The following is a 25,206-nucleotide window of genomic DNA, read 5'->3' on the forward strand; positions in this document are numbered from 1 at the left end:
ACTGGGCGGGGGCATGGCAAAAGGGTTTGCGTCAGGTCTGGTTCATGGCGTGCTGGTCTGCGCAGCGGGGCTGGCGGCGCTGTCCCTGACCTTGCCGCAACCTCCGCGCCCCAAGGCAGCCGCCGATCCCGGCCCCGCAGTCGAGGCGTTGTCCGTCCCGGCTGGATCGGAATTTTCACGCGCCAGCGATATGGAACCCGAGGCCCCGGCGCCCCTGACCGCCGAGGCTGCACGGCCCGCCGTGCCGCAGGTCGGGCGTCCGGCGGACGAGACCGTGCCTGCGGCTGCCGATCCGGTCAGCCTGCGCCCCGATACCCCGGCCGAGGCACCCGCCGCGCCCGAGATCGCATTGCCCGAGCCCGATCCGATCGACCTGCCTGAACCGGCGGGCGAGGCGCCGATTCCCGTGCCGCCGCCCGGTCAGGTTGTGGTGCCGGGCCTCGACCGTGCGCCCGAAAGGGCATTGTTTGCCCCCGCGCCCCCGACCGATGCGTTACCGGCAAGCGATACGCCTGCCGCCCCGGGCCAGCCCGCCGACGAACCGCCGACGGTTGAGGCTGCTGCCAATCCCGATTCGCAGCCACCCATTTCAGATCCCGAGCCTCAACACCGCGCCGCGCCTGCGCCCGGATCGGGTTTCGATCTGTCCCTTCCGCCCGATTTCGATGCCCTGCACCTGACTGAATAAGCCCATGCTGCCCCTGAACCCAGCCCTTGCCGCTACCTTTCGTCCGCCCGTGATGGAGGCGCGGCGCTGGCTTGAGGGGCTTAGCCTGCCTGCCGGGCTGCCTTTGATCAATCTAAGTCAGGCCGCCCCGGTCGAACCCCCGCCCGAGCCCCTGCGCCGGGCGATGGCTCAGGCGGCGCTGGAGCAGCCAGACGCGCATCTTTACGGTCCCGTCCTTGGCCGGGCCGAGCTGCGCGAGGCGGTGGCGGGCGAATGGTCGCGTGCTTATCATGCCACGATCCAGCCCGGTCAGGTTGCAATCACCCAGGGCTGCAATCAGGCGTTTTGTGCAGCGATCCTGACGCTGGCCGCCGCGGGGGATGAGGTGATTCTGCCCACGCCCTGGTACTTCAACCACAAGATGTGGCTGGACATGCAGGGCATCCGCGCGGTGCCGCTGCATTGCGGCCCGGATATGATCCCCGAGGCCAGCGCGGCCGCGCGGCTGATTTCGGACCGCAGCCGGGCCATTGTGCTGGTCAGCCCCAACAACCCCTCGGGTGCCGAATACCCGGCCGAGACCTTGCGCGCCTTTTGCGAGCTGGCCCGTTCGCGCGGCCTCGCGCTGATCCTGGATGAGACCTACCGCGATTTCGATGCGCGTGAGGGCGCACCGCATGATCTTTTCTCTGATCCCGACTGGGGCGATACGCTGATCCACCTTTACAGCTTTTCCAAAGCATATCGCCTGACAGGTCATCGCATCGGGGCGTTGATCGCCAGCGCCACCCGTATGATCGAGGTGGAAAAGGTGCTGGATACGCTGGCGATCTGCGCCAGCCAGATTGGTCAGATCGGCGCGGCCTGGGGCATGGCCCATCTGCGCGACTGGCTGGCGGGTGAGCGGGCCGAGATTCTTGCCCGGCGCGCCGCCATGGCCGAGGGGATGGCACAGCTGTCAGGCTGGCGCATCAAGGGCTGCGGCGCCTATTTCGCCTGGACCGAGCATCCCTACGACCTGTCGTCGCCGGAACTGGCGCAACGCCTGCTGTACAAGGTGGGGGTGCTGCTTTTGCCCGGCACGATGTTCATGCCCGAGGGCGATCCTGATGCCGCGCGCCATGTCCGCATCGCATTTGCCAATGCTGACCGTGAAGGCATCGCAGCACTGATCGGGCGGCTTGAGAGCTTTCGCCCCTGATCACCTTCCGACCCGAATGTGACCGCCAGGAGGCCGGGCAGGGCGTCGCGGCACTTGCCGCCGCAGCCTTGTCACCCTAAAGACTTTCGCTGACTGAATTGGCAATCGGCGAGGCAGGACGACAAGATGCGTGGCAAGGGCAAATCGACCATCGTCTGGTTGCTGATGGGTATGCTGGTTCTGGGGCTTGGTGGCTTTGGCGTCACCAATTTCTCGGGCGGGACCGCGGATATTGGCGCGGTGGGCAAGGTCTCGATCTCGGCCCAGGATTATGCCCGTGCGCTGCGCAGCGAGATGCAGGACTTTTCCGCCCGCGCCGGCCGCCAGATCACGGCGGTCGAGGCCAAGGCCATCGGCCTTGATCGCGCGGCACTTGGCCGGCTTTACACCGCCGCTGCGCTTGAGGCCGAGGCAAACCGGGTGGGCGTTTCGGTCGGTGACAAGGCGGTGGCCGATCAGATCGCCAATATCTCGACCTTTCGTGGGCTGAACGGGCGGTTTGATCGCAATCTTTACGCCGACCGGCTGCGCAGCGAAGGACTGCGCGAGGCCGAGTTTGAACAGGATCTGCGCATGGATATGGCCGGGCTGATCCTGCAGGACGCTGCTTTGGCCGGGGTCAGCGCCCCGCAACCGGTCGTGGCCCAGACCCAGGGCTGGCTGCTTGAGACCCGCGACATCCACTGGCGCGAGCTGACCGCCGAGGATCTGCCAGCGCCTGTGGCGACGCCGGATGATGCGACGCTGCAAGCCTGGCATCAGGCCAATGCCGAGAAATTCACCTCGCCCGAGATCCGCAAGATCACCTATGTCTGGCTGGTTCCCGAAATGCTGGAAGGCGAGGTCGAGGTTGATGAACAGGCGCTGCGCGACCTCTATCAAGAACGGATCGAAGAATTCCAGCAGCCCGAACGCCGCATGGTCGAACGTCTGGTCTTTCCGACCATGGCCGCTGCCGAAGAGGCGAAGGCCCGGATTGACCGGGGCGAGATCACCTTTGAGCAACTGGCCGGTGAGCGCGGCCTGACGCTCGGCGATATTGATCTGGGCGAGGTCAGCGAGGCTGAGCTGGGCGCGGCTGGCCCTGCGGTATTTGCACTTGATCAGCCTGGTGTCGCGGGCCCGGCAAGCTCGGATCTGGGGCCGGCGCTGTTCTCGATGAACGCGATTCTTGAGCCGCTGAATATCCCATTTGAACAGGCCAGGACCGATCTGCGCCTTGAGGCAGCCATTGACCGCGCCCGCCGTCAGATCGAGGAGCGTTCGGGCGAGTTCGCGGACCTTCTGGCGGGCGGGGCCACGCTTGAGGATATGGCCAAGGAAACCCCGATGAAGCTTGGCCAGATCGATTGGAGCACTGGGGCGGAGGCCGATCCAAACGGCATTGATGCCTATCCCGAGTTCCGCCAGCGCGCGGCAGAGTTGACCGAAAAAGACTTCCCCGAACTCTTTGAGACCGAGGATGGCGGCGTCTTTGCCCTGCGGCTGGACAAGATCGAGCCTCCGGCGCTGATCCCCTTTGATGAGGTGCGTGAGCGGGTGGCCGAGGACTGGACCCGGAACGAGATTCACCGGCAGCTTCTGGCACTGGCCGAAGAGCAGCGTGTCGCAGCCGAGGCGGCTGCCGAACCCGGCATTGAGCCGGCTCCGGCAGCGGCGACCGCTCCGGTCGCACAGGCCATCGGCGCGGCTGCGACCGGCGGCGGCGCGGCCGGGACCGGAACCGAGGCGGTTGCCAGCAATGGCGCGACCGCCGAGCCAAAACCCACGCCCGATCCCGGTGCGCCCGTGACCGGCCTTGCCCGTGGCGGCTTTATCAGCGGCGTGCCGCAAGAGGTGGTCACCCAGGCCTTTGAGATCGCTGCAGAAGGATCGACCGAGGTCGCGGATGCCGAAAACCGGGTGTTCCTTGTCACGCTTGACAAGATCCATCCTGCCGCGACCGAAGGTGACGAGGCGGCCCAGATCCGCGACACCATTGACGCCCGGCTGACGGATTCGCTGCGCCAGGATGTCTTTGACTACTTCACCCGCGCCCTGCAGGCCCAGGGCGGGGCGACCGTGAACCAGACCGCCGTCGAAGCGGTGAACGCACAGGTCCAGTAATGGATATCTCTCCTGATTTCGCGGCGTTTGAACGCGGCTGGGCCGAGGGCCGCAACCAGCTTCTGACCATCCGGCTTGCCGCTGATCTGGATACGCCGGTCAGCCTGATGCTGAAGCTGGCCGAGGCGGCGCCCAATTCCTTTATGCTGGAAAGCGTCACCGGCGGCGAGGTGCGGGGGCGTTATTCCTTTGTAGGGATGAAGCCCGACCTGATCTGGGAATGCCGCGACGGCAAGGCACGTATCAACCGCAATGCCCGCTATTCGGATGAATTCGTCACTGACGACCGCCCGGCGCTTGACAGTCTGCGGGCCCTGATCGCGGACAGCCGCATGAAGATGCCCGAGGGTGTACCTGCGGGCGCGGCCGGGCTTTTCGGCTATCTCGGCTATGACATGATCCGGCTGGTCGAGCGGTTGCCGGATGTGAACCCCGACCCGCTGGGGCTGCCCGATGCGATGATGATGCGGCCTTCGGTCGTAGCGGTGCTTGATGGGGTCAAGGGCGAGGTGCTGCTTTGCGCTCCGGCCTGGCATGACCCCGAGACACCCGCCCGTGCCGCCTATGCGCAGGCCGCCGAACGGGTGATGGAGGCGCTGCGCGCCCTTGACCGTCAGCCAAACGAGTCTCGCGCGCTGGGACAGGACCTGCAGGTGGGCGAGCTGCGCTCGAACTTCACGCGCGAGGGTTATCTGGCAGCGGTCGAAAAGGCCAGGGAATATATCCGCGCGGGCGACATCTTTCAGGTCGTGCCCTCGCAACGCTGGGCGATGGATTTCCCGCTGCCGCCCTTTGCGCTGTACCGCGCGTTGCGGCGCACCAACCCGTCGCCCTTTATGTTCTATCTGAACTTTGGCGGGTTCCAGATCGTCGGCGCCTCGCCCGAGATCCTCGTGCGGCTGCGCGAGGGGCAGGTCACGATCCGCCCCATCGCCGGCACCCGCCCGCGCGGCACGACCGCTGACGAGGATCGCGCGCTTGAGGCTGATCTGCTTGCCGATCAGAAAGAGCTGGCCGAGCATCTGATGCTGCTGGACCTTGGCCGCAACGACGTTGGCCGGGTGGCCAAGATGGGTACCGTCACCCCGACGGAACAGTTCATCGTCGAGCGTTATTCGCATGTGATGCATATTGTCTCGAATGTAGTTGGTGAATTGCGCGAAGGTGAGGATGCGTTGTCGGCGCTGCTGGCGGGGATGCCGGCAGGCACCGTCTCGGGCGCGCCAAAGGTCCGCGCGATGGAGATCATCGACGAGCTTGAGCCGGAAAAGCGCGGAGTCTATGCCGGGGGCGTGGGGTATTTCGCTGCCAATGGCGAGATGGACATGTGTATTGCCCTGCGTACCGGGGTGATCAAGGACGGCCAGCTTTACATTCAGGCGGGTGGCGGTGTCGTCTATGACAGCGACCCCGAGGCCGAGTTCATGGAGACCGTGAACAAAAGCCGGGCCCTGCGCCGCGCCGCCGAGGAAGCGGCGCGTTTCGTGCGCGGCAACGGTTAAGGGCGCGCGGGGCACGGGTCCCGTGCCATGACAGGAGTATGCGGGCATGACGATCACCAAGGCAGAAGAGCTGGATGGCCTGAAAGCCATCGGCAGGATCGTCGCGAATACCATGCATGCCATGGCCAGGGCGATCGAGCCCGGCATGACCACCCGCGAACTGGATGAGATCGGCCGCCAGTTGCTGGAGGCCGAGGGCGCGGTTTCCGCCCCTCGCTCGACCTACGGCTTTCCCGGAACGACCTGTATCAGCGTGAACGAGGAAATCGCTCACGGTATCCCCGGGGACCGCGAAATCAGCCGGGGCGATCTGGTCAATATTGATGTCTCAGCCTCGAAGGATGGCTATTTCGCCGATACCGGTGCTTCGTTTCTGGTGGCGCCCAAATCCCCTTCGCTTGAGCGGCTTTGCCGGGATGGCAAGCGCGCGATGGAGATCGGCATTGAGCAAGTCGGCAGTGGCAAGCCGCTGGCCGGGATCGGCAAGGCGGTCGGGCGGTTCGCATCAAGCCGGGGCTATACACTGATCCGCAACCTGGCCAGTCACGGCATTGGCCGGGCGCTGCACGAAGAACCGGGCGAGATTGCGACCTGGCCGACGCGTGGTGACCGCCGTCACATCGACAAGGGTCTTGTGCTGACTGTCGAGCCGTTTCTGTCGATGGGAGGGATGTGGGCAACCGAAGGCGAAGATGGCTGGACGCTTTACAGCGAGCCCCGCGCAGCGGTTGTGCAATACGAACATACTGTGGTCGCAACCGACCGGGGTGCTATCGTCGTCACGATGCCGGGTTAAGCGCGGGGGTGCTGATCCGCGCTGTGGCCGCACATCAGGCTATAAGCTATGCGCGGCCACGAAGCGTCTGATTAATCTTCGCCGCGATAAGGCTGGACGTATTGCAGCGCCATGTCCCAGGGGAAGAAGATCCAGGTGTCCTGGCTGACCTCGGTCACATAGGTCTGAACCATCGGCCGGCCTTTGGGCTTGGCATAGACCGTGGCGAAATGCGCCTTGGGATACATGGTGCGCACATGTTCCAGCGTGCGGCCGGAATCGACCAGATCGTCCACGACCAGAATACCGTCGCCGTCCTGCATGACCGCAGGATCAGGGGCCTTGAGAACCTGAACCTCGCCCCGCTCTTGCCCGCCCTTGCCGCGATAGGACTTGACCGAGATCGTGTCGATGACCCGGACATCAAGTTCCCGCGCGACGATCATCGCAGGCACCAGCCCGCCACGGGTGATGGCAAGGATGGCGCGCCAGTTCCGGTCCTCAAGCCGCCAGGCCAGCGCGCGCGCGTCACGGTGGATCTGGTCCCAGCTGATGTGAAAGCCGCGTTCATGGGGCAGGCGATCGGTCATGCAAGCTCCTTAAAGATTGACGATCAATAACAGACCCAGCAGCGCCATGGCGACACCGGCCGTCCGGTCGATCCAGAATTTCGCTGCAAAATAGCGCGACCGCATACCCCCTGTCGACATCAGAACCGCAACCAGCGCGTACCAGAACAGCTCGGTTGCCAGACAGACAAGGTAAATCAGCGCCTGACGGCTGATCTGCATCGGCTCGGGAAAGACCGACAGAATCAGCGAGGCGTAAAACAGTGCTGGTTTGGGATTCGAAAGATTAAGCGCGATCCCGCCCCAGAAACCTTTCGTCGCCCCACCGGCCGCATCGGGCAGCGGCCCGGTCGAGGCACGCCACAGCCCCCAGGCGAACCAGAGCAGATACAGCCCGCCAAAGATCTTGAGTGCCGAAAACAGTGCCGGGTGCAGTCTGAACAGCACTGCCAGCCCCGCCAAGGCGAACAGACACCACAGCGAAGCGCCCGTAGCCAGCCCCAGCGCATATGGCAGGGCGCGGCTACGGCCATGGGCAAAAGCAGTCTGCACGGTGGCGATGATCGCCGGGCCGGGTGTCAGAATCGCCAGTGACAGCGCCGAGATCAGAGCAAGGAACTGTTCGGCGCTCATCAGCGAAAATCAGTCCTTTTTCGCCGTTGCGATATCGGGCGCGTCCACCGCCTTCATGCCGACGATGTGATAGCCTGCATCGACGTGATGGGTTTCGCCGGTCACGCCCGAGCCAAGATCGGACAGCAGGTAAAGTGCCGAACGACCGACCTCTTCCTGGCTGACATTGCGGCGCAGGGGCGAGTTCAGCTCATTCCATTTAAGGATATAGCGGAAATCACCGATACCCGAGGCGGCGAGGGTTTTGATCGGACCTGCCGAGATCGAGTTGACGCGGATGCCATCCTTGCCGAAATCCTCGGCCAGATAACGCACCGATGCCTCAAGCGCGGCCTTGGCGACGCCCATGACATTGTAATGCGGCATCACACGCTCGGCTCCGTAATAGGTCAGCGTCAGCATCGAGCCGCCATTCGGCATCATCGCGGCGGCGCGGCGCGCCACAGCGGTGAAGGAATAGACCGAAATGTCCATCGTCATCAGGAAATTGTCGCGGGTAGTATCCGCATAGCGGCCGCGCAGCTGTTCCTTGTCGGAAAATCCGATGGCATGAACGATAAAGTCGATGCTGTCCCAGCGCTGCTGCAGGGTGGTGAACAATGCGTCAATCGAATCTTCGTTCGACACATCGCATTCGGCCAGAAAATCGGACCCGACCTGTGCGGCCAGCGGCTCGACCCGGCGCCTGAGCGCCTCGCCCTGATATGAAAAGGCCAGCTCGGCCCCGTGATCCGCCAGCGTCTTGGCTATGCCCCACGCGATGGATTTGTCGTTTGCCAAGCCCATGATAAGGCCGCGGCGACCTTTCATCAGCCCCATACCGCCGTCACTTGACATGATGCTGTCCCTCGCGCTTCTTCGATTCCGGGCAGGATTAGGACAACTACCGAGAGGCATCAAGTGTTGGTAAGCAGGCAGCCATGAGCGATCGCAATGGAATTTTCGCCGGAGACGACCCTTTTGCCATAGCCCGCCGCTGGCTGGCCGAGGCCGGGAAAACCGAGCCGAACGACCCTAATGCCATGGCTTTGGCCACTGTCGATGACGCGGGTTTGCCCGATGTGCGCATGGTCCTGTTAAAAGATATCGAAGGTGCGGCGGCGGATGGCTCTTTCGTATTTTATACCAATTACGAAAGCGCCAAGGGCAGCCAGATCGAGGCGACGGGCGTTGCTGCGCTGGTTTTGCACTGGAAATCCCTGCGCCGCCAGATCCGGGTTCGTGGTCATGTCACCCGGGTCGAAGGCGAGGTGGCAGACGCCTATTATGCTTCGCGTCCCCTGCAATCGCGGATTGGCGCCTGGGCATCGCATCAAAGCCGTCCGCTTGCCAGCCGGGCCACTTTGATGGCCGAGGTCGCACGGCTGGGAATCAGCCTTGGCCTTAATCCTTCACGCCCTCCGCATTGGGGTGGATACCGTATCAGGCCGGTTGAGATCGAATTCTGGGCAGACGGCGCGTTTCGTCTGCATGACCGATTTCGATGGATAAGATGCGATTCTGACGGCGAAAACAGGGAATTGAATGCAGCCGGGCAGGATATTACGCAAAGTTTCTGGCAAGTTTGCCGTCTTAGCCCTTGATGAGCGGGCAGGATTTATCCATGGTATGGAAAACCTGACCAATCTGGATTCACCTTCGCCTAGTTCTGGTCGAAGGAAGCAGGACCGGAGTTCGGGTTGTTTCTGGTTTTCAAACAGGTGACAGGACGACATGGAAGAAAACGACGAACAACAGCGCAAGATCGCGGGCGTCGTGAAATGGTTTGATGGCAGTAAGGGCTTTGGTTTTCTGACCGACCCTGAAGGTGGCTCCGACATTCTTCTTCATGCCAATGTGTTGAGGAACTTCGGTCAGAGCTCGGTTGCTGAAGGTGCTCATGTCGTGGCCGTAGTCCAGAAGACGCCGCGCGGCATGCAGGCAATCGAGGTGCTGGAGATCACGCCGCCTGCCAGCGAACCAATGCCCGCTATTGCCGATCTGTGCTCGGCCACGCCCGACGAGATCGCATGCCTACCGCTTTTGCCTGCACGGGTGAAATGGTTCGATAAAGCCAAAGGTTTTGGCTTTGCCAATATTTTCGCTGAAAAGGCCGATGTCTTTTTGCACATCGAGGTCTTGCGCCATTCGGGTTTTTCCGACCTGGCGGTGGGTGAGGCAATCGCTCTGCGTGTTGTAGATGGACGTAGGGGGATGATGGCCGCGCAAATCCTTTCCTGGGAAAGAGCAGCAATCGAAGCCCGGCAGTCGCAACCGGGGGGAGCGGCCGCGCTCGCTAAATTGCGGCTGGTCGCGAGCGCGGTATGAAGTTACGGGCCGTAACGGTTGTTCTAGCTTTTCTTGTTACAAATCAGTCTCCGGTCCTCGCGGCCTCATGCAACCCCGACCGGGCCCTGTTTCAGGGTCAGGATGGGGTGGTCGAGGTGTCGGTTGAAATCGCCGACACCCCCGAAACGCGGGCGCAAGGTCTGATGTTTCGCCGCGAGTTGCAGCGCGGCAAGGGTATGCTGTTTATCTATGAAACACCGCAACCGGTCAGTTTCTGGATGCGTAATACCCTTATCCCTCTCGACATGATCTTTATTGATGCGCGTGGAGAGGTCCGCCATGTCCACACGATGGCGCGGCCATTGGACGAGACATCGATTCCAGGCGCTGCACCCGGAGATGTCGCGCCAGAACGGCTGATGGTACTTGAGGTACCGGGCGGGGACGCGGCCCGGCTGGGTATTCGCCCCGGCATGGCGCTGTCCCACCCTCGTCTGCCGCAAGAGGCGGCGCTATCGCCCTGTGACTAGGCTGGTTGCCGGTCTCGCGGTCGTTTTCCCCCTTTCCCCCGGCGCAGTCAGCGGCTAGACAGCTGGCTGAGGTCCGGGGCGTAGCGCAGCCTGGTAGCGCGACGGTTTTGGGTACCGTAGGCCGGAGGTTCGAATCCTCTCGCCCCGACCATCACTTAGCTATATTTCACCATGGCTGGTTTGCACTGCGATTTGCAGTTTTGTTCTGGATTCGGCTCGCTGCAACTTCTCAGCCAGCCCATCCGTCATGCTGGGTACTAGCGCCACATGGCGCTTAATCACTTCGGCCACGTGTTTGATCGACCAGCCCATATGGGTCGCGATTTCCTTCAGTTCGGCGCCGGCTTCGAGTAAGCGTGTCACCCCGACCATCATCACTTTTTCCGACAGGCTTTGAAAATGATTCTGAGCAAACATAAAGCGCCGGGGCTGATGGCATGCGCTTTTGCTCCCGCTTAGGGGTTGATTCGCTGTCGGCACGGGGCTTGGGTCAGGCGACAGCGCCTCAAGCGGTTCGTTTTCGGCTGATTTTTACTGAAGATGGTGCGGGCGGCGGGACTTGAACCCGCACGGGCTACGCCCCAGGGAGTTTAAGTCCCATGCGTCTACCATTCCGCCACGCCCGCGCCAGAACGCTGGCTACCGGGCGCGGCGGGAATTGGCAAGAGTAGCTGCTTGCGCTCTCAATAACTGCGGGTCGGGCGGTCGAAAACCTTGCGCCCCATCAGCGAGCCAACCAGATCGACCATCAGCTTGGCGGTGCGGCCACGTTCGTCCAGAAACGGATTCAGCTCGACAAGGTCCAGCGAGGTCATCAGCCCGCTTTCATGCAATAGCTCACACACCAGATGCGCCTCGCGGAAGGTGGTGCCGCCGGGAACCGTGGTGCCGACTGCGGGCGCGATCGACGGGTCAAGGAAATCGACGTCCAGGCTGACATGCAAAAGCCCGTTCTCGGCCCGGACGCGGTCAAGGAATTCGCGCAAGGGGGCGATGATGCCACGCTCGTCCAGCACGCGCATGTCGTTGACGATGATATCCGTTTCACGCAAGGCGGCGGATTCGGCGCCGTCCACGCTGCGGATGCCAAACATGCAGATGTTGTGACCGGGAATCGGCACAGGGAATGGTGGAAATGGATCGAACCCAGCCCGTCCCGAGGCATAGGCCAGAGGCGTGCCGTGAAGGTTCCCCGAAGAGGTCGTCTCGGGCGTGTGAAAATCGCTATGCGCGTCCAGCCATAGTACGAATTGCGGCCGCCCCTTTGCCTGCGCATGTGACGCAACCCCGGCCAGCGTGCCAAGCGCCAGCGCATGGTCGCCGCCCAGAAAGATCGGCATCCCCTCGTTCATTGCGGCAGCGCCTGCGGCCTGCAGGGCCTCGGTCCAGGCGATGACCTCGGGCAGGTGATGGACGGCGGGGTTGGTGCAGGTCTGGTGTCGGCCGGGGGCCGGTGCCAGGTCGCCACGATCCTCGACAGTATGGCCCAGATCCTCAAGCGTCGCGGCCAGACCGGCCACGCGATAGGCCGCCGGTCCCATCAGGCAGCCGGGTCGCCGTTGCCCTTCGTCCACCGGGGCGCCGATCAGGATGCAATGGGTCATGCGCGCTTCTTCTCCTGTCTTGTACCCTCTGAAAAGAACATGCCCGGCGGTGGAAAGTCCACAGCCGGGCACAAGACTTGTCAGGAAAGATGGATCAGAAGCTCGCGGTCAGACCCAACCACAGACGACGGCCTTCCAGCACCGTGTTGAAGTCGCTTTCGCGGACCTCTTCGTTGAAAACATTATAGACGGCGGCATTCAGGGCTGCCGTCTCGGTCAGCTGGTAGTTCGCGCCAATATCGACGGTGGTATAAGGCGAATATTTGCGCCCTTTTTGACCGTTGATTTCCACCTCGCGGCCATTGCTGCCGATACGCAGGCCCGAGGCGATTTCCGAGCCGTGGTAATTGGCCGACAGCCAGGTATCCAGCCCCTCGACCGGGGTTACCCAGTCAAAGCGCAGGCTGGCCATATGTTCAGGCGTGCGCGCCAGCGGGAAGCCCGCAAAGTCGCCGGTCTTTTGCTCGGATTTGGTATAGGTATATGAGGCGCGCGCCGACAGGTCCGGGGTGATGTTCCAGTCGCCAGCCAATTCCACGCCCGAGATTTCGGCCTCGTCGACGTTGAAGTTCTGGATAATGCGCCGGTAATATAGCTGTCCGTCCGAGCCGACATATTGCGGACCGTCCGTCCAGTAATCGTATTCGTCAAGGATGCCATCGCCATTGGTGTCGCGGCCAAGGCTTCTTTGTTGCAGCTTGTCTTCGAACTTCGTGTGGAAGGCCGTGGCGCTGACCGTGAATGTATCCGCCTCATAAACGGCAGCCAATTCAAAGTTCAGTGTTTTTTCCGGCTTCAGATCCGGGTTGCCAAGGATAACCGCGCAAGAGGGCGGGGTATTGCTGGCACAGCCCGCGCCACCACTGGTATAGGCATAGCCCGGAATAATCGAACGCAGTTCAGGCGTCTTGTAGCCTGTCGAGATACCGCCTTTGACGGTCAGGTTTTCGGTCGCATTCCAGACGCCATAGATCCGCGGGGCAATATGACCGCCGTAGAATTCGTTATTGGTATAACGCAGGCCCAGCGTCAGCGCGAAATCATCGCGCATGCGCCATTCATCCTCGACATACAATGACCATTCATCGCCGCGGAACTTTTCATCCCGTGGCGTGGCGCCGGGCGCCGTCGCTCCGGGGTTCTGGTCGGTAATATCGGTGCGCAGGAACTGGCCGCCAAAGGTCAGCCGATGCTCGCCATTCCAGGACAGGCTGCGGGTCGCCTTGGCGTCAAGAACCGTGTTGCGCACCTCGGGGGACCGCAGGTTGCGCGTGAATGCGGCGTCGGGGGTCGCGCGGCTGTAAGTTGTGCGTTCACCCACCTCCTGTGAAAAGCTGAACTCGGTGCTCAGATCCCCGTAATCACCTTTATGGGTCAGCGACCAGTGATCCCGATCATGGTCGCGATAGCCCAGATCGCCGTAATCCTCGGCACTGATCCGGGTCCGCCCGGCTTCAAGCAGGACCTGGTTCTGGTCGTTCACATGCCAGGTCAGACGGGCGCCCAGGTCATAGTCGTCCGAGCCGCCGGGTCCGCCCGAGATCGACGAGGCGTCCTGATCGAACTTGCGGCCCCAGACCTGCAGGCCCAGCGTATTCGCGATCAGCGGACCAGAGGCGTAGAACGAGGTTTGCTGGCTGTTTTCAAAGCCCTTTTCGTCCTGAATGACGGTCTCGGCCGTGATCGAGCCGGTCCAGGTATCGGCGACCGGCTTGGTGATGATGTTGATCACCCCACCCATGGCGTCCGAACCGTAAAGCGAGGACATCGGGCCGCGCACGATCTCGATCCGCTCAATGGCTGCGATCGGGGGGATAAAGCTCTGCTCAAAGCCCGAGTTGCCGTTCACGCGCGCATCGCGGGTGGTCTGGCGCTTTCCGTCCACGAGGATCAGGGTGTACTGGCCCGGCAGGCCGCGGATATAGATATCGGTTTCGTTGGCGACCCCGGTGGTGACAACCCCCTGCACCTCTTTCAGAGCATCGGTCAGGCTGGTGAAACTGCCCTTTTTCAGTTCTTCGGAGGTGATGACCGAAATGCTGGCCGGGGCCTCTTTGATGTTCTGTTCAAAGCCCGCAGCAGTGATGACGATGCTGTCCAGAACGACGACATCGGCATTTTGTTCCTGGGCCAGCGCAAGCGCCGGGGCGCATAGCGCCGAAAGTGACAGCAGCGCCGTGCGCAGGCTGCGGTGCCCGCGAGTGCGGGCTGGATGGGGCAAGGATGGGGAAGGCATGGTCACCTCTCGACAACAGAAAAGATGGATTTCTGCCTTGGTCGACCGGACGAGAGGGAGCGCCGATGCCTGGGTCGCTGACGGGCGGTTAATCAGTCCCGGGCAAGCGGGACAAGGGTATAGTTCTGTCTGCAAAATGTCTGTGGCAGAAATGCGACAAATTTACTAGGTTATTTGCCGCAACCTTGTCCCGATCACCGTAGCGTGCCTCTTTGATCAGTCGCGGATGCCCTTGAACCGCTCTTGCCATTCATCGCGGTTTTCGTCGCTGATCTTGGCAAAAAGCACCTCTGGCACGGTAAACGCATGGCCTGCGGGCAGGGCCTCAAGCGCGGCACGGACGTTATCGGGCCAGTTGCGGTTGTCGGTGTGCATCGCCTCCAGCATCGCCTCCGAGGCGAAGGGAATGAAGGGCGCCGAAAGGACCGCGTAAAGCCGGATCAGGTTCAGCCCCAGACGCACCTGCATTGCGGCTTTTCCGGGGTCGGTCTTGAAGGTGGACCAAGGGGCCGCCGATTGCAGATATTCGTTGCCAAGGACCCAGATCGCGCGCAGCTCGGCTGCCGATTTGCGGATCTCGATATGATCCATGAACCCTTCATAGGCGCGGATCCGGGTGGTCAGCGCCTCGATCAGCGCCTCTTCCTCGGGGCCGTAGCTGCCGCCTTCGGGGATGGCTTCGCCGAATTTGCTGCGACAGAACTTGGTGATGCGGCTGACGAAATTGCCCAGCACATCGGCCAGGTCCTTGTTCACCGACTGCTGGAAATTGTCCCAGGTGAATTCGCTGTCCCCCGATTCGGGCGCATGGGACAACAGCCACCAGCGCCAGTAATCGGCGGGCAGGATCGACAGCGCCTGATCCATGAACACGCCGCGTCCCTGACTGGTCGAGAACTGGCCGCCGTCATAGGTCAGATAGTTGAAGCTCTTGATATAATCGACAAGCTTCCACGGCTCGCCCGAACCGATGATCGTCGCCGGGAAGGAGAGGGTGTGGAAGGGCACGTTATCCTTTCCCATGAACTGGGTATAGGTCACGTCATCGGCGCCCTCGTCCAGACGCCACCAGCGGCGCCATGCGCTGTCAGGTTCGCCCCGCTTATCCGTGCCTTCGGCTGTCGCGGCGATATATTCGATCGGCGCGTCGAACCAGACGTAGAAGACCTTACCCTCCATCCCTGGCCAGGGCTTGTCGCCTTTCTTGACCGGGATGCCCCAGTCCAGGTCGCGGGTGATCCCACGGTCCTGCAAGCCGTCGCCGTCGTTCAGCCATTTCCGGGCAATCGAGGTGGTCAGAATCGGCCAGTCAGTCTTGCTGTCGATCCAGGCCGAAATCTGATCCCGGAGTGAACGCTGGCGCAGATAAAGATGCTTGGTTGCCCGCACTTCCAGATTGGTTGAGCCCGAAATGGCCGAGCGCGGGTTGATCAGGTCGGTCGGGTCAAGCTGCTTGGTGCAGTTCTCGCACTGGTCGCCGCGGGCCTTGTCATAGCCGCAGTTGGGGCAGGTGCCTTCGATATAGCGGTCGGGCAGAAAACGACCGTCGTCAATCGAATAGACCTGACGTTCCTCGACCTCCGAGATATATCCGTTTTCGTCCAGCTTGCCGGCGAAATGCTGGGTCAGCACATGGTTGCGCTGGCTGGAAGAGCGGCCAAAATGGTCAAGAGACAGGCCAAAGTTACGGGCGATCTCGGCCTGAATCTCGTGCATTTCGGCGCAATATTCGGCGATCGGCTTCCCGGCCTTGGCGGCTGCCAGTTCGGCAGGCGTCCCATGCTCGTCCGTGGCGCAGATGAACATCACCTCATGCCCACGTCCCCGCAGGTAACGGGCATAGAGGTCCGCGGGAAGCTGCGAGCCGACGAGGTTGCCGAGGTGCTTGATCCCGTTGATGTAGGGGATCGCCGAAGTAATGAGATGCCGCGCCATGATCGGGTCCTGTTAGGTTCCTCGGGTTTCTTTATCCAGCAGTGGGCGCGAAGGCCAGAGCCTCGGCAATCCCCGGATCAACGCGTTCTTTCCGACCATAGGGCAAGCGCCTTGCGGACCACCTCGGGCACGCTTGCGCTTAGCGGCAGCTGCGCGGCGAGGATATCGGCAACCGGCACCCAGCGTGCGTCCGCCGCGTCATCCGCTGCCAGCGGCTCACCCGAAATATAGTCGCATAGCACTGCTGTCAGCAGAAAGTGAAAGCGCAACGAACCGTCGCCGTTACGCTCGATCACGTCGATATTTTCGAGATAGGAAAGCGGGCGGCCGATCACCCCTGTTTCCTCGGCCAGTTCGCGGGCGGCGGCCTCAAGCGCGGTTTCGCCCGGCTCGACATGGCCACCCGGAAAGCCCCACAACCCGGCGTCAGGCGGGTTACGCCGCTGAACCAGCAGCGCCCGCGCCGTATCGCCGACGCCGTCCAGCGTTACCGCCAATGCGGCAAGTCTGGGGAAATGGGCCACTTAGCGCCTGCGGTCGCGCCGCGCGCTCATCGGCTGGAATGCGACGCTGACATGCGCCTCGCAATAGGGTTTTCCGGCCACGGTCGGCAGGCCGCAGAACCAGAACTTGTCGGTCGCCGGGTCGCCGATCGGCCATTTGCAGGTCCGCTCGGTCAGCTCCATCAAGCTCAGCTTGCGGGCACGCTTTTCAACCTCGCGCACGCTGGCCAGCGTTTCGGGGCTGATTTCATTGGCCGAGGGCTGGGGCGGCAGCGGCTGCCCAGCCGGCACGATAGGCCGGCGGTTAAAGCTTGCCGGCTGCGCAGGTGCGGGCGCGGGCTCAGCGGCAGGCGCAGCAGCCGCGGGTTTCGGCGCCGGGGCTGCTGCGGGTGCAGGCGCCGGTTTCGGCTCGGGTGCGGCGGCAGTGGGGGCGGCAGGCTTGGCCGCAGCTTCGGGTGCGGGCTCGGGGCTTTCTTCATTACGGTTCGACAGGCCAAGGCGGTGCACCTTGCCAATCACCGCGTTACGGGTCACGCCGCCCAGCTCCTTGGCGATCTGGCTGGCCGACTGGCCCTCGGCCCACATGCGTTTCAACGTCTCGACGCGCTCGTCGGTCCAGGACATGGCTTGCCTTTCCTGCACCGGGTGCTTTCCGGTGCCCTTCGTGCTAGTGGCTTCAATTCCGCAAGACCCGGCCTTAAATCCGGGGATAGCCAGATTTACCCACACAAGCCCGCGAATTCAAGGAGCGCCGATGCAAACGATCCCGACATCCTCCGGAACGCCCCCGGAATTTCGCCAGATGGGTGTGCGGCGCTTTGGCCGGGTGAACTGGCTGGGCCTTTATACACTAAGCCGACGCGAAGTCATGCGCTTCATGAGCGTCTGGCAGCAGACCATATTTGCGCCGCTGATGACATCGGCCCTGTTCGTGATCGTCTTTGCGCTGGCGCTGGGGCGCAACCGGGGCGAGGTGATGGGGTTGCCCTATCTTGCCTTTCTGGGACCCGGGATCCTGATGATGACGGTGATCCAGAACGCATTCGCCAACACTTCGTCGAGCATCATCTCGGCCAAGATGCAGGGAAATATCGTCGATACGCTTATGCCGCCCCTCTCGGCGGGTGAGATCCTGGCCGGTTATCTGATCGGGGCGGTGATGCGTGCCCTGATCGTCGCCACAGCCATCGCAATAGGCATGGCGCTGGTAATCGGGCAGGGGATTGCCCATCCGGTTTGGGCGCTGGTCTTTGTGATCCTTGGCGCCTTGCTCATGGGGGGGCTTGGCCTGCTGGGCGGGATCGTCGCGCAGAAGTTCGACCATATGGCTGCGATCACCAATTTCATCGTGACGCCGCTGTCGTTTCTGTCGGGCACATTTTATTCGGTGCAGGTGCTGCCCCAGCCTTTCCGGGTGCTGGCCCATTGGAACCCGATCTTTTACCTGATCGACGGGGCGCGTTACGGCATCGCCGGTGTGTCGGATGCGCCGGTGCTGCGCGGGCTGCTGATCTGTGGGCTGACCGTGGCGGCGGTTCTGTTCACCGCATGGCGCTGGCTTGCGACAGGCTATCGGATGAAGCCTTGAAATCTTCGTTGCACGGCGCGCGCTTCCGCGCTATGCGACGGGCATGATCGCATGGACCGCTCATATTGCCCGTCCCCGACGTTGACGCTGTCAACGCACGATCACGCCTGCCTTTCTGCATTTTCGTCAGCCATGGTGCCGCCACGCGGCCGTTCCCAGAGAGGGTAACTCCATGATTTCGCACGTCCTGCCGACCTATAACCGCGCGCCAATCGCCTTTGAAAGAGGCGAGGGCACATGGGCCATTGCGACGGACGGGACCCGATATCTGGATCTTGGCGCGGGCATCGCCGTGAACTCGCTCGGCCATGCCAACCCTGATCTGGTTTCTGCCCTGACCGAGCAGGCCGGGCGCATCTGGCATGTCTCGAACCTTTACAACATTCCCCAGCAGGAACAGCTGGCCGATCTGCTGGTCGAGCACACCTTTGCCGACACCGCCTTCATCACCAATTCGGGCACCGAGGCGGCGGAGCTGGCAATCAAGATGGTGCGCAAATACTGGTCCGAGCAAGGCGATCCCGACCGGTATGAGATCCTGACCTTTGAGGGCGCCTTTCACGGCCGTTCGACCGGTGCCATCGCCGCTGCGGGATCGGAAAAGATGGTTAAGGGGTTCGGTCCGCTGATGCCCGGTTTCCGCCAGTTGCCCTGGGGGGACATGGAGGCGCTGAAGGCCGCCATCTCTGACCGCACTGCCGCCGTCATGCTGGAGCCGGTTCAGGGCGAAGGTGGCATCCGGCCGCTGCCCGATGCCGATCTGCGCCTGATTCGCGAGCTTTGCGGTCAGACCGGTGCACTTTTGGTGCTGGATGAGGTCCAGTCGGGCATGGGCCGGACCGGCCGGTTGTTCGCCCATGAATGGGCGGGCATCACCCCCGACATCATGATGGTTGCCAAGGGTATCGGTGGTGGCTTTCCGCTGGGCGCGGTGGTTGCGACTGAAAAGGCGGCCTCGGGTATGGCGGCGGGCACCCATGGCTCGACCTATGGCGGCAACCCGCTGGCCTGTGCGGTCGGGGTGCGCGTCATGCAGATCATTGCCCAGCCCGAGTTTCTGGCCGGGGTAAACCGCAAGGGCGCGCTGCTGCGGCAAAAGCTCGAAGGGCTGATCGCCGCCCATCCCGGAGTTTTTGAGGCTGTGCGCGGTCAGGGTCTGATGCTGGGGCTGAAATGCAAGGTTGCCCCCGCTGATCTGGTCAACGCAGGCTACGCTGAACATCTTTTGACCGTTGGCGCGGCCGATAATACCGTGCGCCTCTTGCCGCCGCTGAACATCTCGGACGAAGAGATCGCCGAGGCGGTTGCACGGCTGGATCGTGCTGCCGGGCGGCTTGATGGATAGGCTCGGCCCTCAGCCGCTGAGATTTGCCGATCTGCCCCTGTGGGCGGATCGGTCGCACCCTTGTGACGTGCATAAATCCCGGGCGGCCCCGGCCCGCCCCATTCCCAGCCTGTCGGCCCGTCGCTGTCCCGCCCCGCATCCCGGGGCATATGGGGCATTGGTGAACCATATTCTTTCTTTCGGACCTTGCGCTGATGCGCCTGCCGCTGGGGGCGGTGCTGACGGCCGGTCCCTGCTGGGCGGTCTGGCGCCGACGTTGCGCCCGCGGGCAGACGGTACGCTTGCCCGTGTCATGACCCGGCACCGATGAGGCGGTGTTACGTTTCGCGCCGGATTTTCGCAGCGGCAGCGGACCTTGACCCTTGACCTCGCTTTGGCAAAGCGGCTTGCTTGCCGGATCAATCCGAAAGACACTCAGATGAATAGTTTCCTCGACATCCACACCACCGATAAGGCAGAGTTGCGCGGCATGATCGACAATGCGCGCCGGATGAAGGACGCGCGCAACGGCCTGCCCAAAGGGGCGCCCGATGCCGAACAGCCGCTCAAAAACCGTATGGTCGCGCTGATCTTTGAAAAGCCATCGACCCGCACCCGGGTCAGCTTTGATCTTGGTGTGCGCCAGATGGGCGGCCAGACCATGGTGCTGTCGGGCAAAGAAATGCAGCTTGGCCATGGCGAGACCATCGCCGATACCGCCCGTGTGCTGTCGCGTTATGTCGATCTGATCATGATCCGTACATTTGAAGAGGCGACCCTGCTTGAGATGGCCGAACATGCCAGCGTGCCGGTCATCAACGGGCTGACGAACCGCACCCATCCCTGCCAGATCATGGCCGATGTGATGACCTTCGAAGAACATCGCGGCCCGATCGCGGGCCGCAAGGTGGTCTGGTCGGGCGATGGCAACAATGTCTGCTGCTCGATGATCCATGCCGCCGGACAGTTTGGCTATGATTTTGTCTTTACTGGTCCTCCCACGCTTGACCCCGAGCGTGAGGCCGTGGATTTTGCCCGCGCCCAAGGTGTGCAGGTCGCAATCGAACGTGATCCCGCCAAGGCGGTCGAGGGGGCCGATCTGGTGGTGACAGATACGTGGGTGTCCATGCACGATCCGCAATCGGCCCGCGAGCGGCGGCACAATCAGCTGCGCCCTTATCAGGTCAACGAAGCGCTGATGGGGCTTGCCAAGCCCGGTGCTCTGTTCATGCATTGCCTGCCTGCCCATCGTGACGATGAGGTAACCAGCGCGGTGATGGACGGGCCGAACTCGGTCATCTTCGATGAGGCCGAGAACCGCCTGCACGCACAAAAAGCCGTCATGCGCTGGTGTCTCGGTGTCTAGGTCATGGTGACAAATGGCGTAGCCAGATTCGGATAGACGTGATGTCGATGAAGCCCAGGAAGCTTTCGGCGGTCTTATCGTAACGGGTGGCAACGCGCCGGGCATTTTTGAGCTTATTGAAGCAGCGCTCGATGAGGTTTCGTAGCCGGTAGAGCCTGCGATCCACCGCAAGGCGCACCTTCCGGGTCTTTCGCATTGGGATGACCGGGACCACGTTTCGCGTTTCCATGGTTTTGCGAATATTATCAGGGTCATAGCCGAGATCCGCAAGCAGGACAGCAGGTTCTGGCAGATTGTGCGCTATCACCAGATCAAAGCCGAGATAGTCTGATGTCTGCCCCGGTGTTATTTCCGACCTTATGGGCAGGCCTGCGCCATTGACGCGGAGGTGGATCTTGGTCGTGAAACCACCTCTCGAACGGCCAAAACCTTGTCTCGGAGTCCCCCTTTTGCGCCCGCTGCCTGATGGTGGGTACGGATCACGGTGCTGTCGATCATTTGCAGAGCGTCTGGAACCAGCCCGTTGTCGTTCAGGGCCTCCATGATCCGCTCCCAGAGCCCTGCCAGGGTCCAACGTCTGAACTGACGGTAAACACTGGACCACTTTCCGAACTCTTCCGGCAGGTCCCGCCACGGCGATCCCGTCCGGGCTATCCAGAATATTCCATCCAAAACAAGACGATGGTTGGCTGACTTCCGGCCATTCGGCGCGCGGACCGCCAAGATGAAGCGTTCATGAAACGCCCATTCCTCGTCCGACATCAGGTCTCGTGCCAAGCTCACCTCCACTGCAGATATCAGATTGAATCATGCGCAGCCCGATATGAGAATCCCTCTTGTCAACATGACCTAAGCCGTCTTCGCTTTGAAAACATCGCCGGCACGTTGCTTCGTGCCAGCTTAATTTTTTATCGTAAGCGCCTGCGTGAGTGGCTGAGCGCCAACCGCTTTTTCTTATTGGCCTCTCCGGGTTCCTTCTGGTCATCGACCTGCTTGCAGGCGCCGTCAGCCTCTCTGTCTGCTGTGCATTTCCAGCACTTTCTCAGGTTTGCGACTTTAAGGCGAAGAAAGCAAAGCCCGCGTAACGCAGGGTCTGTTATGTCCGGTGCCTGCTGTTGCGTTTGCCGGGCATCGGGGCGCGCAACAGTTTGTTATTCTGAAAGATCAGTTCTCGCGGAACGCGCGGGTGAAATAATCCGACAGTGGTTTGATCAGATAGGCCAGCGGGCTGCGCTCGCCGGTCTGGACATAGACCTCGACCGGCATGCCGGGGATTAGCGCCAGCTCCCCAAGTTTTTCGACCTCGCTTGCCGGGATAGTCACCTCGGCCCGGTAATAGGGGATATGGGTTGCCTGATCGACCAGCGTATCGGGTGAGACGCGGCTTAGCGTACCATCAATCTCGGGCGTGGTGCGCGACGAAAAGGACGAAAAGCGCAGCACCACCTTTTGTCCGGGGTGGACCTCGTCGATGTTGATGGTGGCGATACGCGCGGCGACCACCAACGGCCGGTCCTGAGGGATAATGAACAAGATCGGATCAGCCGGACGGATGACCGAGCGCGGTGTGGTAACCTGCAGTTCCTGCACCACCCCCGATACCGGGGCGCGGATTTCCAGTCGCGAGATGCGTTCGATCAGCGATCTTCTCCGCTCAGCCAACTCCAGCTCACGATAGCCAAGTTCGCGCAGCTCGGTTTCGGCCTCTTCGCGACGGGAGGCACTTTTCTCCAGCCGTGACAGGTCGATTTCGGCCAGCTGGGTGACAGCGCGGGCCCGGGCGGCCGTCGTCTCACCCAACATGCCATCCAGACGGGCCGCCTCGCGTTCCAGTGCCAGAACCCGGGGGGCCTGGGCCAGACCCTTTTCCAGCAGAGACCGCTGGTCGCGCAATTCCTGTTCGATAAAGCTTCGCTGCTGCTTCAATGCCTCCATCTGCGCATCGACGCCGCCGATCTGCGACTGCACCTGTTCTGCCTGCTTGGCCAACTGGCCAATGGACTGCCGAAGAGTGTCAAGCCGGGCACGGAACAGGCTGGTCTGCCCCTCCATCATGGTTTTCAGTTGGGGATGTTTCGCAGCTGTCTCGATCAGTTCCTGTGGAAACTCGATATTCTCGCGGTCGGCACGCTCGGCCTCAAGCCGGCCGCGGCGGGCGAGGATCTCGAAATACTGACCTTCGACGATGGCGAGTTCGGTGTCGAGCAATGTGCCGTCAAGCCGGATCAGCGGTTGGCCGGCAGTCACGTTTTCGCCGTCATGGATCAGGATTTCCGTGACCACACCACCATCAGGATGTTGGACAACCTGCCGGCGCTGTTCAACTTCGACCTGTCCGGGGGCGACGACGGCGCCGGCTATACGAGCCCCCCAGGCCCAAAGACCAAAGCCGCCGACCAGAACCAGCATGGCGACCAACCCCAGGACTACCGGCCCGCGCGCTGACCATTCCGGTCGGGACCGCGCAGCAAGGGGCTGTGGCGACGGTGTTGGCGTCGGACGAGCGTGGAATTTCGACTGGAGCGGCTCGGGTTGTGGTGCCGCCGGGGTTGCGGCTGGGCGCTCTGCCGGGGCCTGGTCCAATTGATCTGGGTTCGTCATGTCACGCCTCCGCCATGGCCCTGGGCGCGGGCGATTTGTTCCGCATTCTTGACCAGCGATTTCAGGACCTCATCGCGCGGGCCAAAACCACGGCGCAGGCCCTGATCCATTACCAGCAGCAGTTCACATTCCGTGATCGCGGCTGGGCGGTGGGCCATGATGATCACTGAGCCTCCGCGCGCCTTGATATTGCGGATTGCAATGTTCAGTGCGGTTGAGCCTTCGTTGTCGAGGTTGGAGTTAGGTTCGTCCAACACAAAGATCACCGGATCGGCATAGAGCGCGCGCGCCAGCCCGATGCGCTGGATCTGTCCTCCGGACAGGCGCCCGCCGGTCTGACTGACCCGTGTGTCATAACCCTGCGGCAAATCAAGGATCATCTGATGCGCGGCAGCGGCCATAGCGGCGGCAACAATGCGCTCGGGGTCAGGCTCGGGCGAAAGGCGGGCGATATTTTCCGCAATCGTGCCATCAAACAAGGTCACCTGTTGGGGCAGATAGCCGATCAGCCCCCCCAGCACATCCGGGTCATATTGATCGAGGGTCGCGCCACCCAGCCGGATCGAGCCAGAGGCAATGGGCCATGCGCTGATAAGTGCGCGCGCCAGTGTGGACTTGCCAGCACCCGAAGGGCCGATCACGCCAAGTGCCTGACCGGGTCCAAGGTCGAAACTGACACCACGCAGGGTCGCCATGCCTTGGCCGGGGGGCACAACAGTGAGATTGCGAACCTCAAGCCGCGCCTCTGGTTTGGGCAGGGGGGTGCGTTGCGCAGGCGGTGGGCGGCGCGAAAGCAGTTCGCTCAGCCGCCTCCATCCATCTTGGGCGCGCTGGACGATCGACCAGCTGCCAACCACCTGCTCGATCGGGGCCAGCGCCCGGCCCATCAGGATAGATGAGGCGATCATCGCGCCGGGTGTTACCTCTTGTTGCAGGACCAGCCATGCGCCGGCCGCCAAAAGGGCACTTTGCAGAAACAGCCGGAAGGTGCGCGAAAATACCGTAAAGCCCGAAGCGCGGTCGCTGGAGCGCATCGTCGCCTCGGTCGCCTTGTCGCGTGCGGCCTGCCAGCGCCGGAAAGCCGCGCCGCGCATGCCGAGTGAGCTGATGACCTCACCCTCATCGCGATAAAGGTCAGACATGCGTTCGGCCGAATGGCTGGCGATGGCGGCTTGCTGCAGGGAATCGCGGCTAAGCCATTGGTTCAGCAGGGTTGATGCGATCAGAATTACCATACCCGCAGTCGCGACAGCCCCAAGCAGCGGGTGAAACAGAAATACCGCCGCCAGAAAGAACGGGGCCCAAGGCAGGTCGAACAGCGCCATCAGAACCGGCGAGGCGATCAGTTTCTGTACGGCCTCAAGATCACGCATCCCGCCGCGCACGACGACATCAGAACCGACGGCCTGACCGTCCTGCAAGGCGGCGGTAAAGACGCGCCCCTCCATCCGTTCCTGAAAACGGGCAGCGATACGGGCCATGATCCGGTTCCGGGCGAGGTCCAGCACCCCCATAAGGGTGAACAGAAAGGTCACCAGCAGAAACAGCGCTGTCAGCGTTTCGACCGAACGACTGGCAAGTACCCGGTCATAGACCTGCATCATGAAGAGCGGTCCGGTCAGCATCAGCATGTTCACTGCAAAAGAAAACAGGCCGACGGCGCCATAAAGCTGCCATGCCATCGCCCGGGCAGTCTTTAGCTCGCGCCCGCCATCATGTCGCATCGGCGGCAAGGCCATGCTCGTCCTTTCCTCGTTAACCTGACCGGGCTTGCCCGGAATTGTTCCAGCGCATATCC

At 62.3% G+C, this 25,206-nt stretch carries 23 protein-coding genes and 2 tRNA genes; 12 read left to right on the plus strand and 13 right to left on the minus strand.

From position 1 onward, the window contains the following. The first annotated feature begins 13 nt into the window (after nt 1–13). From F8A10_RS03120 to map, 5 genes are all read left to right on the plus strand, one after another. On the plus strand, nt 14–688 hold the full coding sequence (locus F8A10_RS03120) for a hypothetical protein (protein ID WP_152366660.1): 675 nt from the start codon (nt 14–16) through the stop codon (nt 686–688). Between the two features lie 4 nt (nt 689–692). Beyond that, a complete protein-coding gene (locus F8A10_RS03125; protein ID WP_152366661.1) occupies nt 693–1,868 on the plus strand; it encodes an aminotransferase in 1,176 nt (391 codons plus the stop codon). A gap of 126 nt (nt 1,869–1,994) precedes the next feature. Then, entirely contained in the window at nt 1,995–3,974 is a 1,980-nt protein-coding gene (locus F8A10_RS03130) for a peptidylprolyl isomerase (RefSeq protein WP_010392696.1), read from the plus strand. After that, the gene (gene trpE / locus F8A10_RS03135; protein ID WP_010392695.1) at nt 3,974–5,476 is read left to right on the plus strand and encodes an anthranilate synthase component I; all 1,503 of its coding nucleotides are present in this window, start codon (nt 3,974–3,976) and stop codon (nt 5,474–5,476) included. Before F8A10_RS03130 ends, trpE begins: the two co-directional genes overlap by 1 nt. Before the next feature lie 46 nt (nt 5,477–5,522). Beyond that, the gene (map, locus tag F8A10_RS03140; RefSeq protein WP_010392693.1) at nt 5,523–6,272 is read left to right on the plus strand and encodes a type I methionyl aminopeptidase; all 750 of its coding nucleotides are present in this window, start codon (nt 5,523–5,525) and stop codon (nt 6,270–6,272) included. Nucleotides 6,273–6,343: 71 nt separating this feature from the next. Here the strand turns inward: map and gpt are convergent, their stop codons facing one another. From gpt to fabI, 3 genes are read right to left on the minus strand one after another with little or no spacing between them, the layout of a single operon-like run. Continuing rightward, on the minus strand, nt 6,344–6,841 hold the full coding sequence (gpt, locus tag F8A10_RS03145; protein WP_010392691.1) for a xanthine phosphoribosyltransferase: 498 nt from the start codon (nt 6,839–6,841) through the stop codon (nt 6,344–6,346). Between the two features lie 9 nt (nt 6,842–6,850). After that, nucleotides 6,851–7,453 carry a LysE family translocator gene (locus F8A10_RS03150; protein ID WP_010392688.1) on the minus strand — a complete coding sequence of 201 codons (603 nt, stop codon included), beginning with the start codon at nt 7,451–7,453 and terminating at the stop codon, nt 6,851–6,853. Between the two features lie 9 nt (nt 7,454–7,462). Continuing rightward, a complete protein-coding gene (fabI, locus tag F8A10_RS03155) occupies nt 7,463–8,290 on the minus strand; it encodes an enoyl-ACP reductase FabI (protein ID WP_029371364.1) in 828 nt (275 codons plus the stop codon). Nucleotides 8,291–8,373: 83 nt separating this feature from the next. On the opposite strand from fabI, the gene pdxH reads away from it, so the two are divergent. From pdxH to F8A10_RS03175, 4 genes are all read left to right on the plus strand, one after another. Then, on the plus strand, nt 8,374–9,036 hold the full coding sequence (gene pdxH, locus F8A10_RS03160) for a pyridoxamine 5'-phosphate oxidase (protein ID WP_010392684.1): 663 nt from the start codon (nt 8,374–8,376) through the stop codon (nt 9,034–9,036). Between the two features lie 130 nt (nt 9,037–9,166). Then, nucleotides 9,167–9,760: a cold-shock protein gene (locus tag F8A10_RS03165; RefSeq protein ID WP_010392683.1), complete on the plus strand. Its 594-nt coding sequence runs from the start codon at nt 9,167–9,169 to the stop codon at nt 9,758–9,760. Nucleotides 9,761–9,867: 107 nt separating this feature from the next. Further along, nucleotides 9,868–10,251: a DUF192 domain-containing protein gene (locus F8A10_RS03170; protein WP_085501219.1), complete on the plus strand. Its 384-nt coding sequence runs from the start codon at nt 9,868–9,870 to the stop codon at nt 10,249–10,251. 74 nt (nt 10,252–10,325) lie between these two features. Continuing rightward, nucleotides 10,326–10,402, plus strand: a tRNA-Pro gene (locus F8A10_RS03175). Nucleotides 10,403–10,410: 8 nt separating this feature from the next. Here F8A10_RS03175 and F8A10_RS03180 read toward each other — a convergent pair. From F8A10_RS03180 to F8A10_RS03210, 7 genes are all read right to left on the minus strand, one after another. Beyond that, nucleotides 10,411–10,668 (minus strand): hypothetical protein, encoded by a 258-nt coding sequence (locus F8A10_RS03180; RefSeq protein ID WP_193668141.1) that lies wholly within the window; start codon nt 10,666–10,668, stop codon nt 10,411–10,413. 124 nt (nt 10,669–10,792) lie between these two features. Further along, nucleotides 10,793–10,877, minus strand: a tRNA-Leu gene (locus F8A10_RS03185). Nucleotides 10,878–10,934: 57 nt separating this feature from the next. After that, a complete protein-coding gene (gene rocF / locus F8A10_RS03190; RefSeq protein WP_010398297.1) occupies nt 10,935–11,855 on the minus strand; it encodes an arginase in 921 nt (306 codons plus the stop codon). A gap of 94 nt (nt 11,856–11,949) precedes the next feature. Further along, complete coding sequence (locus tag F8A10_RS03195) at nt 11,950–14,091, minus strand: TonB-dependent receptor domain-containing protein (protein WP_152366663.1); 2,142 nt, start codon at nt 14,089–14,091, stop codon at nt 11,950–11,952. 216 nt (nt 14,092–14,307) lie between these two features. After that, the gene (gene metG, locus F8A10_RS03200) at nt 14,308–16,026 is read right to left on the minus strand and encodes a methionine--tRNA ligase (RefSeq protein WP_152366664.1); all 1,719 of its coding nucleotides are present in this window, start codon (nt 16,024–16,026) and stop codon (nt 14,308–14,310) included. 77 nt (nt 16,027–16,103) lie between these two features. After that, complete coding sequence (locus F8A10_RS03205; RefSeq protein WP_085501214.1) at nt 16,104–16,550, minus strand: NUDIX hydrolase; 447 nt, start codon at nt 16,548–16,550, stop codon at nt 16,104–16,106. Beyond that, nucleotides 16,551–17,153: a GcrA family cell cycle regulator gene (locus tag F8A10_RS03210; protein WP_085501213.1), complete on the minus strand. Its 603-nt coding sequence runs from the start codon at nt 17,151–17,153 to the stop codon at nt 16,551–16,553. It lies immediately after the preceding gene. A 130-nt stretch (nt 17,154–17,283) separates the two neighbouring features. On the opposite strand from F8A10_RS03210, the gene F8A10_RS03215 reads away from it, so the two are divergent. The 3 genes from F8A10_RS03215 to argF all read left to right on the plus strand — a co-directional run bounded on the left by F8A10_RS03215 (nt 17,284) and on the right by argF (nt 20,807). Then, nucleotides 17,284–18,117, plus strand: coding sequence for an ABC transporter permease (locus F8A10_RS03215; protein WP_050804202.1), 834 nt, complete (start codon nt 17,284–17,286; stop codon nt 18,115–18,117). Nucleotides 18,118–18,289: 172 nt separating this feature from the next. Continuing rightward, complete coding sequence (locus tag F8A10_RS03220; protein WP_152366665.1) at nt 18,290–19,462, plus strand: aspartate aminotransferase family protein; 1,173 nt, start codon at nt 18,290–18,292, stop codon at nt 19,460–19,462. Nucleotides 19,463–19,880: 418 nt separating this feature from the next. After that, nucleotides 19,881–20,807, plus strand: coding sequence for an ornithine carbamoyltransferase (argF, locus tag F8A10_RS03225; RefSeq protein ID WP_010398279.1), 927 nt, complete (start codon nt 19,881–19,883; stop codon nt 20,805–20,807). A gap of 1 nt (nt 20,808) precedes the next feature. Here argF and F8A10_RS03230 read toward each other — a convergent pair. The 3 genes from F8A10_RS03230 to F8A10_RS03240 form a co-directional block, all read right to left on the minus strand. After that, a protein-coding gene (locus F8A10_RS03230) for an IS5 family transposase (RefSeq protein WP_193668143.1) occupies nt 20,809–21,590 on the minus strand; the annotation gives its coding sequence in 2 pieces (ribosomal slippage) (nt 20,809–21,260 and nt 21,260–21,590; 783 coding nt in all). 381 nt (nt 21,591–21,971) lie between these two features. Continuing rightward, entirely contained in the window at nt 21,972–23,216 is a 1,245-nt protein-coding gene (locus F8A10_RS03235) for an HlyD family type I secretion periplasmic adaptor subunit (RefSeq protein WP_010398277.1), read from the minus strand. 188 nt (nt 23,217–23,404) lie between these two features. Next, complete coding sequence (locus tag F8A10_RS03240; protein WP_152366667.1) at nt 23,405–25,147, minus strand: type I secretion system permease/ATPase; 1,743 nt, start codon at nt 25,145–25,147, stop codon at nt 23,405–23,407. Nucleotides 25,148–25,206: the final 59 nt, after the last annotated feature.

It is taken from the genome of Paracoccus kondratievae, from assembly GCF_009301415.1.
Classification (GTDB): domain Bacteria; phylum Pseudomonadota; class Alphaproteobacteria; order Rhodobacterales; family Rhodobacteraceae; genus Paracoccus; species Paracoccus kondratievae.